12 protein-coding genes are annotated in these 12,793 nt (G+C 41.3%); all 12 read right to left on the bottom strand.

The genetic code is table 11. The features are described 5' to 3' along the window. The coding region (locus tag ACW6NC_RS08390) for a hypothetical protein (RefSeq protein ID WP_457865161.1) at window positions 1–1,508 on the bottom strand (1,508 nt) is incomplete at its 3' end. A gap of 251 nt (window positions 1,509–1,759) precedes the next feature. After that, window positions 1,760–2,482: a response regulator transcription factor gene (locus ACW6NC_RS08395; protein WP_457865162.1), complete on the bottom strand. Its 723-nt coding sequence runs from the start codon at window positions 2,480–2,482 to the stop codon at window positions 1,760–1,762. A 3-nt stretch (window positions 2,483–2,485) separates the two neighbouring features. Further along, window positions 2,486–4,057: a sensor histidine kinase gene (locus ACW6NC_RS08400; RefSeq protein ID WP_457865164.1), complete on the bottom strand. Its 1,572-nt coding sequence runs from the start codon at window positions 4,055–4,057 to the stop codon at window positions 2,486–2,488. Between the two features lie 67 nt (window positions 4,058–4,124). Continuing rightward, entirely contained in the window at window positions 4,125–4,715 is a 591-nt protein-coding gene (gene coaE, locus ACW6NC_RS08405; RefSeq protein WP_457865166.1) for a dephospho-CoA kinase, read from the bottom strand. Then, window positions 4,712–5,653: a YbbR-like domain-containing protein gene (locus ACW6NC_RS08410; protein ID WP_457865168.1), complete on the bottom strand. Its 942-nt coding sequence runs from the start codon at window positions 5,651–5,653 to the stop codon at window positions 4,712–4,714. The genes coaE and ACW6NC_RS08410 overlap by 4 nt, the downstream gene beginning before the upstream one ends. 7 nt (window positions 5,654–5,660) lie before the next feature. Next, on the bottom strand, window positions 5,661–6,668 hold the full coding sequence (locus tag ACW6NC_RS08415) for a glycosyltransferase (protein ID WP_457865170.1): 1,008 nt from the start codon (window positions 6,666–6,668) through the stop codon (window positions 5,661–5,663). An 84-nt stretch (window positions 6,669–6,752) separates the two neighbouring features. Then, the gene (locus tag ACW6NC_RS08420) at window positions 6,753–7,574 is read right to left on the bottom strand and encodes an enoyl-ACP reductase FabI (RefSeq protein ID WP_457865172.1); all 822 of its coding nucleotides are present in this window, start codon (window positions 7,572–7,574) and stop codon (window positions 6,753–6,755) included. 73 nt (window positions 7,575–7,647) lie between these two features. Continuing rightward, window positions 7,648–9,300, bottom strand: coding sequence for a DNA repair protein RecN (gene recN / locus ACW6NC_RS08425; RefSeq protein ID WP_457865174.1), 1,653 nt, complete (start codon window positions 9,298–9,300; stop codon window positions 7,648–7,650). 60 nt (window positions 9,301–9,360) lie between these two features. Then, complete coding sequence (porD, locus tag ACW6NC_RS08430; protein ID WP_457865176.1) at window positions 9,361–10,248, bottom strand: type IX secretion system protein PorD; 888 nt, start codon at window positions 10,246–10,248, stop codon at window positions 9,361–9,363. Then, the gene (gene coaBC / locus ACW6NC_RS08435; RefSeq protein ID WP_457865178.1) at window positions 10,241–11,449 is read right to left on the bottom strand and encodes a bifunctional phosphopantothenoylcysteine decarboxylase/phosphopantothenate--cysteine ligase CoaBC; all 1,209 of its coding nucleotides are present in this window, start codon (window positions 11,447–11,449) and stop codon (window positions 10,241–10,243) included. Before coaBC ends, porD begins: the two co-directional genes overlap by 8 nt. A 9-nt stretch (window positions 11,450–11,458) precedes the next feature. After that, entirely contained in the window at window positions 11,459–11,788 is a 330-nt protein-coding gene (locus ACW6NC_RS08440; RefSeq protein WP_457865237.1) for a DNA-directed RNA polymerase subunit omega, read from the bottom strand. A 16-nt stretch (window positions 11,789–11,804) separates the two neighbouring features. Then, window positions 11,805–12,629, bottom strand: a complete 825-nt coding sequence (locus ACW6NC_RS08445; RefSeq protein ID WP_457865180.1) for an outer membrane protein assembly factor BamD — start codon at window positions 12,627–12,629, stop codon at window positions 11,805–11,807. Between the last annotated feature and the right edge of the window lie 164 nt (window positions 12,630–12,793).

Below are 12,793 nucleotides of genomic sequence, written 5' to 3' on the forward strand. Positions count from 1 at the left end.
TCAGCATCGGTATCATTGTCCAAGACCCCAGGAGCAGTCACATTTAATACATCATCCTGATCGACAGAATAGTTATCATCATTGGCTACGGGGGAGGTATTTGTAATGGGCTCTTCAAATTCTATACTAAAATATCCATTAGGTTGCGGCCCACACTTATACAGATCTAAGCCTGAAAGTTGTACTTCTACAAGACCCGGATTCGCAGGTGCTATCTCTGCGGTAAAATTATCCTGGCGTTTGAATTTCTCTATATCGAAGTCGAAACTCGCATTAATTCCAGTAATTGAAGCTGAACCTCCCAAATCAAGGTCATTAACTGCTAAATAATCACAGCTATCTAATCCCAGGTCAATTGGTAAATCCAGATTCTGATTAATGTCATTTACAAACTGTAATTCAGGAAAGGGACTATAGACTTCAACAGGATAATGGTTAGTTGAAATAACTTGATATGCCAGGATAAGATTCTCAGGGCTTTGATAAATATCTGAAAAGTTCAATTCACCCTGGTAATTAATCATATATAAATACCCATAATTATCTACAGTTATACTTCCTGGAGAATCATTAGAAGATTCTGCAATGAATTTCAAAAATGAATCATCAGAATTAAAAACCACAAGACGACCAGAATCAGATTCCCCTCCAGAATCACTAACATATACATTGTTTCCTCTATCAACAGTAATTCGGTAGGGGTCGTCCAAAACATCATCTCCAAATCGTCTAAGAAGATTTGCACTATTTTGCCCTAAATTATAAACTTTAACTTGATCGAGGCCAGAGGATGAAGTGCCTGTAAAAGCATCAGCCACATAAAGATTATTATTCTCATTTATTGCTAAACCTGTTGGACCGTAAAACTCACCATCTCCACTGCCTAATGCACCTCCAATTTCATATTTAAAAGTACTTCCTTCAAAAACTAAAACTTTTAAATTTTCAGGATCAGCTACTAGAATTCTATCAAGATTATCAATCACCATATCTAAGGGTGATTCAAAATAAGAAGGATCAATTATTTGCTGATCATTTCCATTAGGATTATAGCGAAAAACTCCATTTCCATAGGTTAAATAAAAGAGCTGATCATTGGAATCATAATCTATAGCAATAACAGCATTTTTTATTTTTTCTCCTATGAACTCATCTATATTATTCCTATTGAAGTATAGCTCAAGAGGACTAGCTGTTACCGGAAAGGCTGTTAAATCAAAAGAATCTATATTTTGAAACCCGGGTATTGTTCTTTGTAGATTCTGCAGGTTACCGTTACTTACAGTAAAATCAGTGTCATTCAAGACATCTACTCCATTATCAAACTTGATATTTATAGGGATTGGAGAATTAGTAGTAGGATCAGGTTCTGGTGAAGTAATCTGCAAATTCTGTCCCCATCCCAGGTTTAAATTCAGGAGAAATAATACTATAAGATATGGTATTCGAGACTTGGCCGGCAGGTGCCGGAGATTTCCATACAAGGCTGTCTCGAACGGGATTTTCATAGTGATCTTTAAGCTGCAAGCGCAGTAAAGATAAATATTGTTTGCTGAAGTGCTTAGCACGCAGCTAAATCTTAATAAAAAATAACACTATTACCGTTGGAACCCCCCAAACTGTTAAGAAGAGAAAAGTTCAATGGTTTCAGCTTAAAACAAGACCTGAAAAATAAGCCCAAAGATTTTATCACAGGCTAAATACCTGGTTAAAGCATTTATTTTTCAGGCCCGTTTTAGAAACTGAAAATATTCAGCAATTAAGCTTCTGCATTTTCATTGTTCTTTACCACCAATCTGAAACCTTCTCCGTGAATATTTAAGATCTCCACGTTTTCGTCTTTTTTCAGGTATTTACGCAGTTTGGCGATATATACATCCATACTACGGGAGGTAAAGTAATTATCGTCTCTCCATATCTTGGTAAGAGCCAGCTCTCTTGGCATTAGATCGTTCTCATGAAGTGCTAACAAACGCAATAATTCATTCTCTTTTGGAGAAAGTTTTTGGGGTTCTTCATCCTTAAAGGTTAGGAACCTCAGTTTTGAATTCAGGTGGAAATCACCAATCTTAAATTCAAACTGCTTAGAGTCCGCAACGCTATCGGTTGCTTTTCGCTGCATGATCGCCTTAATCTTCATAAGAAGCACCTCAGAATCGAAAGGCTTATTCAGGTAATCGTCAGCCCCTACTTTATATCCTTTCAACACATCTTCCTTCATCGCTTTTGCGGTAAGGAAAATAATAGGGATCTCTTCATTCTTCTCGCGTATTTCCTTGGCCAGGGTGAATCCATCTTTGTAAGGCATCATGACATCAAGAATGCAAAGGTCGAAATCATCTTTCTTAAATTTCTCAAAGCCTTCCATTCCGTTTTTGGCATGAGTGACCTCATAGTCATTCATTGCCAGGTAATCTTTAAGAACAGTTCCGAAATTCGGGTCGTCTTCAACTAACAGGATTTTTTTGTTTTCAGTTTCCATATATTAAGATATTAGTGGTAATTTAATTATAAAGGTACTACCTTTTCCTTTCTCGCTTTCAACGGTAATTTCACCATGATGGTCTTCAACGATGCGTTTGGAATAAGCCAGACCCAGGCCGTGACCTTTAACATTGTGAATATCACCGGTATGTTCGCGATAAAACTTTTCAAATATTTTTTTCTGTACGATCTTACTCATCCCTGATCCCTGATCACGGATCTTAAGAATGATATAGTTCTTTACATTTTCTGTGTATACATCTATCTTTGGCACTTCGGGAGAATATTTCAAGGCATTATCCAGGATATTCACAACAACATTGGTGAAGTGATCAGGATTTGCCAGAATAGAAGAACGAAGCGCGGCAAAGTGAGTTTTAATATAACCACCCCGGTCCTCTACCAGAAGTTGAACATGAGTGATGGCCTCCTCAACGATATCATGTAACTGAATTCTTTCCTTTTTAAGATCAAGTTCGTTCTTTTCCAGTTTCGAGATTCGCAATACATTCTCTACCTGCCCATGCATTCGCTTGTTTTCATCCCTGATCATTTGCAGGTAACGCGTGGTTTTTTCCTCATCGTTCTTGATCTTAGGATTCTTTATTGCATCTAAGGCGAGGTTTATAGTGGCTATTGGTGTTTTGAATTCGTGGGTCATATTATTGATGAAATCGGTTTTGATCTGGGAGATCTGACGTTGTTTTATCAATTGAGATAAAGCACTGGAATATGCGATTACGATAATTAGCGTAAAGATTATAGAGAGGGCTGCCATTAGGACAACAGAAGAAAGTACTACTTTTTTCTTGCCCGGCAGATTCACAAGTAACTGATAATTGCTATTGCCCGTATTATCTAAAAATAGCGGCACGCCATAGGTGGCAGGATGATTTAAACTAAAGCCTTCAGAATGCAGGTTTGTGGCGATAGAATTACTGTAAACCCCGTACTCAAATTCGGTATCAAGATCCCGGTTTTTAAGTTCCTTGGTAATAAGCCTTTTGATCACCGCATCACTTACTCGTTCATGAAGCGGAAGTTTGCTGGTGTACTCCGCTATATTACTTCGCAGGATATCTTTTTCCACCTGGTCCATCCGCATCATCCGGGAAATTTGTTGCCTTGTACTCAGGCTATTATTGGCATCCAGATTTTGACGGGATACAATATTGGTCACCCGTTTGTTTATGAGCTTGGTAAAAGGAATACTATCCCGGGAAGCATTTAGGAATCCTGAAGAAACCTTATAATCCTCCTCTAGTATGGATTCGGTATGGAATAGCGATTGATTGCGCAACTTATTTTCACTGGAATAAGAATATTCAGTGAGTGTAGCTTCTTCCAACGTAGCGTTGGTGGTATCAGCATCAATAAATTTTATATAATACTCTTCTAACTCCCTGTTTTGTATTTCGTTAGAAACCTTTATCAATACCTGTTTTGCATTATATGAAAACTGTTCCTCCCTGTCATCAACCGCTCCCTTAATCCAATATCCCTGGACGAAAATTATCCCGATAAGTGAAAGGCTCATAAGGACAATTAGAATGAAGAAAAGCTTTTTATTCATGCCCTCAAAAGTAAGATTTTAACATTTAGAGCCTAAGTGGTTTAACCAAATGTTAACAAAACTTTTTTCAATTTTTACGGGAATTTAAGAGAATCTCGTGTAAATCCGTAACCTGTGATTTTGTAAGCTCTAGATCGGTATTTTTAATATGGTAATCGGCAAGTTTTAACTTCTTTTTATCGGTCCACTGGTTAGCCATTCGAGCCTTGATTTCTTCAATTTTTGAATTATCCCTTTCCTGTAATCTTTTAATCCTTTCATCGCGAGGTGCAGTAACCAAAATAGTACGGTCACATCGCTTATTCCCACCCGATTCAAAAAGGATCGCTGCCTCATAAATAATATACGGAGCCCGCTGGTGAGAGCGCCAGGCTTTAAAGTCCTCTGCCACTGCCGGGTGTATGATACTGTTGAGGGCTTCAAGTTTTTCCGAATCATTAAAAACCTGGGAGGCAATATATTTTCTATTGGGCTGGTCACCAGAATAAGCCTGATCCCCAAAAAGAGCCATCACTTTCTTTTTAATTTCTTCGGAAGTTTGCAGCAATCGTTTTCCAGCCTCATCGGCGATATAGACCGGAATACCTAGCTCCCGGAAGAAGTTGGCCACCGTGGTCTTACCACTGCCGATCCCGCCGGTTAATCCTACAATCATCATCGCTTTATGATAAATTGGATCTTCCGTTCACTTAGCCGGATATTGGTAACAAATTCTGGTTTTCTCACTAGCTGTGCAAGCAGGTAATCCTGTCCCTCGGTAATGTCCTTAAAATCACATACCACTGAAAAATCTTCAGGCCGCACCAGGTCGTACTGCTTAAGATTGACCTGATAAAATACTTTTACCTGTTGTGGAAATATATTCAGATTAACATCATCAGGCAGGTTCAGAACCTCTACCGGGACACTTACCTGGCCCTCTGTAAATTTTTCTACTTCCATGGCATAGGAAACTTCCGTTTGATAAAAACTTAGCATCCCAAGACCGGTGGTATCTATAGCGATTTTCCCACTGATATCATCGCTTATTTCCCTTCTCTCTATCGGGAATGTCCGGATCTGATCAAGGGTATCAATAATTGATTCAGGACCACTCACGTCAATAGAATCAGGATCTAATTGTATCTCATCATTGGCAGAGTACCCCACGGAATAGGATAATTTCAATTGGGCAATCACCTCCAGGCGTTTAAGCTTTTTTGGTTGAAAATCTATAAGGATTTCCTCTACCAGGAACCGGGTTGCTTCAAAATCAATATTGAGTTGCCCGACAATATCCTCGCGGTTATCCTCGATGGAATAGATCAGTTGTCGCTCTCCCTCCCGTGTTTTCTCCAGGTCGATCTGGAGTTCAGGAGTAAATAACCGAAAATACAGAATACTAAATCCTTTATCCTGCATTCGGATATCCACAGAGGCGGGTTTTTCCTCCGAGATGCTTTTATCCATCGGGGCGTTTACATATTCCAGTGGTATGGAAACCACTTGGGTATAATCCTTTGAAAGCTGAACAAGCACCCATACAAGTGCCGCAAAAACCAGGAAGAATCCAAAGGTTTTTAAATTGGATTTTTTTAAAAAGTCTGGAGTTTTCATGTGGGTTCTACGCATGTTTGAAAAATAAGTGAGGGAATGCTATTTCAGGTTTCTTTTTCAGAACTTTTAGTTGCCATATTGATTTAAAAAACCCATATCCATAACCGACGAACTGTACTAAAACGGCATAGACAGAAAACAAACCAATGCTAAGGCTATTATTTTTAATAGCAGCATCCAGAAATACCGCTATAAAGTAAAATAAGTAAACAAACAATAACCACCAAATGCCTGTACTAAGAAGCAGGATGGAAAAAATAAATCCAGCCGTAAACACACTGGGAAACCAATAGGTGATCTTACCCGATCCTGGATGCCAGGAATTAAGGATAGGACGTACCATCCCGAATTTCTCCACCTGATGGTAGAATTTATTCCAGTCAATACGGCGTTTATGATAAACTTTGGCATCAGGAACCAGACAGGTTTTATAATTCTCCTTTTGAAGTCTAAGGGAAAGATCCGGATCTTCTCCTGGATGGATAAGGCCGAAACCGCCAGAGGTTTTAAATGCTTCCCGAGAAATACCCATATTAAAACTACGGGGTTCAAATTTATTTACTGAGGATTCCTTCCCGCGTATGCCTCCGGTAGACAACAAGGAGGTCATCGCATAATCAATGGCTTTTTGAGTAGCGCTAAAGGAAGGGTGTGCCGCATCAGGTCCACCAAAGCAATCACAGTAATTGTTGCTCAAAAAGCGGTCTATACATTGCAAATAATCCGGAGGGAGTAAAACATCGGAATCCAAAATTATAAAATAATTCCCTTTGGCCTTACGCATCCCATAATTCCGTGAGTCACCAGGCCCGGTATTTTGCTTGTAATAATAGCTTATATTAAGTTGTTGCTGAAATTGATCTATTACTTTCCTGGAAGGCCTGGAAGAACCGTCCTCCACGATCACAATTTCAAAAGACCTTTCAAAATCAAGGTCCAGCATGCTTTGCAAGAGCTCCCTGATCTCCTCAGGACGATTGTAGACCGGAATGATAAACGAATAGTCCAAATTCATCTTATAAAGGTACTAAAAGAAAAGGGCCGGAGGGAAAAATCAATATTGCAATTTTTCCTCACAGCCCTTTATTAGGTAGGAAGTCTATTCCTGGTCTTTCATAAAAGTCTCCATGACCTCCTGGCTTACTCCCATATTGGAAAAACCACCATCGTGATAGAGATTTTGAAGCGTCACCTTTTTGGTAAGGTCAGAGAAAAGCGTGAGGGTGTAATCCGCGCATTCAAGTGCGGTGGCATTGCCTAGCGGCGACATCTTATCGGCATAAGCGATAAAGCCATCAAAGCCTTTCACTCCTGTCCCGGCAGTCGTTGGCGTTGGGGACTGGGAAATAGTATTTACCCTAACCTTTTTATCTTTACCGAAGAAATACCCGAAACTACGGGCTATAGATTCCAGGTAAGCTTTGTTATCGGCCATATCATTATAATCGGGGAATACACGCTGAGCAGCCATATAACTTAAGGCTACAATACTTCCCCACTCATTCATCGCTTCTTTTTTATATAAAACCTGCATTGTTTTATGAAAAGAGACTGCGGAAACATCCCAGCCCTTCGTGGTGAAATCGTAATTCATATCGGTATAGTGATTTCCTTTTCTCACATTTACCGACATTCCGATGGAGTGCAGAACGAAATCGATCTTTCCGCCAAGGATCTCCATAGCCTTTTCAACCAGGTTCTCAAGATCTTCTACTTTTGTGGCATCGGCAGGAATAATTTCCGAACCGGTTTTCTCGGCAAGTTGCTGAATGTTCCCCATTCGCATCGCTATTGGGGCATTGGTTAATACAAATTTTCCGCCTTCTTCATTTACCCGTTCAGCAGTTTTCCAGGCAATAGAATTTTCATCCAAAGCCCCGAATATAATTCCTCTTTTACCTTTTAGCAGGTTGTATGACATGGTATTGGTTTTTATAGATTGTTGAGCCGGTAAAGATAGTAAAATTCCCTTCAGAGGCTCAACAGCTTAGTTCCTAATTCAACAAGGCCCTGGCATGCGCCATTGCCGATTCGCTAATGTTATTCCCGCCAAGCATCATCGCCAGTTCTTCTATACGCTGATCTTGCTCCAGTTCAGCAATCTTGGTGGTGGTCACCTGGGCATTATCCTCTTTGAAGATCTTGAAATGGCTGCCACCCTTCCCAGCGATCTGTGGAAGGTGAGTGATAGCGATCACCTGCATGGATTCTCCCATGCGCTTGAGGATCTCACCCATCTTTTGTGCGATATCCCCGGAAACACCGGTATCTATCTCATCAAATATAATCGTGGGCAAACTACTTTGTGCCGCCAGAATACTCTTTACCGCAAGCATTATGCGCGACAATTCCCCACCCGAGGCTGCCTTTTTCATCTCCTTGAAATCTCCGCCTTTATTTGCTGCCAAATACCAGAACAACTGGTCCTGCCCATTGGGAAGCAACTCCTTTTGTGCTTTTAACTCGATCTTAAGACGGGCATTGGGCATTCCCAGGCCGCTAAGGATCTCCTGGGTCTGTTCGATAAATGCCGGGATGATCTTTTTACGCTTCTGATGGATCTTCGCTGAAACCTCAAGGAGCCTTTTTTTCGCCTCGGCAATAGCATTTTCTGCTTCCAGCAGTGAAGCTTCAGCATTCTCACTCACCGATACTTTTTCCTGAAGCTGATCTTTTATTTCCAGAATTTCTTCAATATTCTCTGCGGCATGTTTCTTCTGAAGGTTGTAAATGAGTTGAAGTTTCTCATTAGTTGCCTGTAGTTCTTCCGGGTTAGCTTCTACCCTATCCAGGGCATCCGAAAGCTCCTGGGAGATATCATCGAGTTCTATTATGATACTTTCCACCCGGTCATTTAAGCTTTCATAGGTAGGGGAAAATCCAGCTATTTTTGACAGGCCAGCGCGTACCTCTTTAAGTGTTTCCAAACTTCCAATTTCTTCCCTCCCTATAAGATCCACCGCGGAGGCGAGTTTTTCAGTTAGTTCCTCGACATTGTTGAGTTCCTCATAGCGACTTTCCAGCTCTTCAAGCATTCCGGGTTTGAGCCTGGCCTCTTCAAGTTCATTAAGCAAGAACAAATTATAATCATATTCCCGGGCTGCCTGGGCCTGTTCCTCTTTAAGTGCTTCAAGCCGGCTTTTGAGTTTTTTGAATTCCCTGAAGCCATTGCGATATTCCAGCAATAAGGCCTCATTTCCGGCAATGGTATCTATGACTCGAAACTGGTACTCATTATTGGCAAGGCTAAGAGTTTCATGCTGACTGTGCACATCGATAAGAAATCCTCCCAGCTTATTAAGCGATGAAAGCCTAACCGGGGTATCGTTTACAAAAGCCCTGGATTTCCCGGAAGGTAAAATTTCGCGGCGAATAATGGTTTGGGTTTCAAAATCCAGGTCTTCCTTTAAAAAGAAGGCTTTCAAATCGTAATTTCCGATATTAAAACTTCCTTCGATAACACACTTTTTGGCAGTGTCGCGTATCGCACTGTAATCGGCCCGGTCTCCCAAAAGCAGACCCAGGGCACCAAGCATAATCGATTTTCCGGCACCGGTTTCTCCGGTAATAATGGTAAAGCCTTCCTGAAGTTTAATATTAATATCTTCTATCAGGGCATAATTCTGTATGGATAGTCCAGTAAGCAAGTCGTTGAAATTTGTGCTAAATATAAGGGAGAAATCTTTCCCAATCAACCGAAGAAATAATTATTGCAGGTTTTGCCATTTCCGGGAATGACGCGGTGCAATATTGGTTAAAGTCTGGGTTAAGCCTGGCCGGTTTATACCCGGTCCTCCACTGAAAATCTGGGAAATTTCGTCGGCTTTTGAGTCAAAAAATGTGCGTAATAAAAGTGAATTTGCACGACGGCGATTCATATTCTCGAGATCTTCTATAGCATCCGCAATGGCCATTTTGCCTTTTTCAACATCCCGATGCATCTCATCGAGTCCAAGGCGATGATACTGGTATAAGGCACTGCGGTATTCCGCAAAAGTATTGGAAAGCAGATCAGTATTGAGACGGTAACGGGAATTATTGCCGTCGGCCCCACCCCATCCCTGGTTCCCACTTTGTTGGGCGGTGGTAACGATTCTGTTGGCCTCCTGGTAATATTGGGTTCCTCCTTCCGGAGAAAAGGTATCGGCATCAAGGCCCAAAATTGTATAGACATAGAAACTGACCACCGATACGAGATTCGAGCTAAAGGAATTCTGGCTGTAATCCAGGGGTTGGTATTCGCGGTACCTAAAACTGAACTGGTCGTCGTTAAAATTAAAAACCGGGCTCACCATGGAGGTCCCATATACGGGTCGTGAAGATTGCACCTGGATGGTTCCTGAAAAGGATTCCCCCTCAAAACTACTGAGGGTTATGAACATACTACAGTTTATCCGTTCATGAGGCAAAAATTCCTTATCGGTCCATCTGCTTTGATTGACGAATTCGGTCAGGGCGCGTTCCAGGGTACGAAAAACAGATAGGTTGCTTTGTCCGGTTTGTTCGGTATTTAAAACTACTTGGCAATTCAGTTCCTGAGCCCTCATCTGATTGAGGCCAGCAAACATCAAAATAAGCAGGAGTAGTTTACGCATGTATCAAAGTTACGATTTCATTTAATATATCCCTGGCTACTTCTGATTTTGGTTTCAGATCGAATTCCTTTACCTGATCGGAATATACAATAGTGATCTTATTGGTGTCTTTTTGGAAGCCGGCTCCTTTATCCTCAAGGGAATTCAGAATGATAAAATCGAGATTTTTCCGTTTCAGCTTCCCACGGGCATTTTCAAGACCATCATTGGTCTCAAGGGCAAATCCGATAAGGACCTGGTCTTTTTTATTGGCTCCAAGTGTTGCAAGAATATCCCGGGTTTTCTCCAACTCTAAGGTGAGATGTTCATCGTTTTTCTTGATCTTTTGGGCAGCTACCTGTTTTGGCCTGTAATCGGAAACAGCGGCAGCAGCAATCACCACATCTGCCCCGGTATAATATTTATTTACCTCAGCATACATTTCTTCATTGCTCACCACCCTTTTTAGGATTAAATTGGGGGCGCTGGCCTCTAAATGGGTAGGACCGGAAACCAGGATTACATTAGCTCCTAAGGATAAAGCGGTATCGGCCAGGGCAAAACCCATTTTTCCACTGGAATGATTACCTATAAATCGGACGGGATCTATAGCCTCATAAGTAGGCCCTGCCGTAATTAATACGGTCTTATCCTTCAATGGTAGCAAAGCGGAAAAATGCCGCTCAAGAAACTGCATTATAACCTGAGGTTCTGCCATCCTTCCTTCCCCATGCAGTCCGCTAGCCAATTCACCACTGCCGGCCGGGATCATAATATTCCCGTAGGTCTTTAGCTGATCAAAACTATTAGTTGTCGAAGGGTGCCGGTACATATCAAGATCCATAGCAGGAGCGAAAAATACCGGGCATTTAGCGGAGAGGTAAACGGCAAGCAATAAATTATCGGCCGCACCCGAGGCCATCTTAGCCAGGGTATTAGCCGAGGCAGGAGCTATAAGCATAAAATCGGCCCAGAGGCCGAGTTCTACGTGATTATTCCAAACGGCATTTTCATCCTCCTCATTGGTAAAGGATGAAAACACCTCATTTTTTGATAAGGTTGAAAGCGTTAACGGAGTAACAAATTCTTTTGCAGCCGGGGTCATCACCACTTTTACGTGGGCCCCCGCTTTAATTAAGAGTCTTACTAAAAAGGCAGTTTTATAGGCCGCGATACCACCGGTAACGCCCAAGAGTACGTTTTTCCCTTTTAGCACCGACATAATACCAGATTATGCTTCTTCAGATTCCTTGGTATTGCGGTAGTAGATTTTATCTTCTAACCACTCCTGGATCGCCAAAGCATGAGGCTTGGGAAGTTTCTCATAAAACTTGGAAACCTCGATCTGCTCTTTATTTTCAAAGATCTCATCAAGGCTATCGTTGTAAGTGGCAAATTCGTCCAGCTTCTCAAGCAATTCCTTTTTGATCTCAGCATTGATCTGATTAGCACGTTTCGCTACTACAGAAATAGCTTCGTAAATGTTATTGGTTGGTGCATCTACCATGTTCTTATCGATGGTGGTAGTGTTCACCGGGGCCTCAGATTTTTTAATATTCATCATTCTTTCTTGCTTATTATAAATTTTGTAACCTTGTTTCAATATCTTCCAAGGAAGCGTTCATCGTGGAAAGGTACTCTCCCTCCGGGTAACGCTTCACGTAACTTTCATAATATGTTTTTGCTTCCTTTAAGCGCTCTTCCATAAGGCTGGCAAAACTATTTATGGCCAATTGGTAAGCTGCATCAAACCTGTAATAAAAGGCTTCTTCTCTAAATGGAGACCCAGGATATTCCTTGACAAAATTATCAAAAGAGGTAATTGCAGCGCGGTAATTACCAGCACGGGCAAGGCCGGTGGTATGGTATTGTTTTGCTATTTCAAAGGCCTTTTTCTCCAGCTTCACCCTTAATTCTGTGGCCAACTCATTGGCACGAACCGCATACTCCCCTTCTGGGTAGGTATTGAGATAAGCCTGTAACTCGGTAATGGCTTTACGGGTATCGGTTTGATCCAGATCATAACGCGGAGAAAGCTCATAATAACTTGCTGCTTTTTTGAAAGCGGCCTCTTCGAGTTTTTCAGAATCAGGATAAGATTGCTGGAAACGCTCAAACTGGTATGAAGACAGGTAATAGTCACCCAACTGATAGTAGGTATCTGCAAAAAGGAAACTCAATTTCTCACCCTGCGGCTTACCTCTGTATTGAGGTACTATTTGTTCAAACAGACGCAGCGCCTTCCTGAATTTTGGTTTACTCTCTTCTTCTTTTGCTTCGTTATAAAGCTGTTCGGCAGTAGAATATTTCTTACCGGTATCTTCGCTCTTAAGGAGTTTCTGATACTCGCTACAGGAGACACTTAGCAATAATATACTAACTAATAAAAAGGCTTTTTTCATTCTTTGTAAAAACATCTGGCAAAAGTACATTTTTTCCTGAGTATAAAAAAACTTTCAATCGCCCTGCCATAACCCAAAAACAGTAGTTTTATTGTATTAAGGCCAAAACCAAAAATCAATATTGATCAAAGTCAAGCCTAAAAACAGCAACCCCCGCTGTCGGG

This window comes from Salegentibacter profundi (assembly GCF_054121475.1).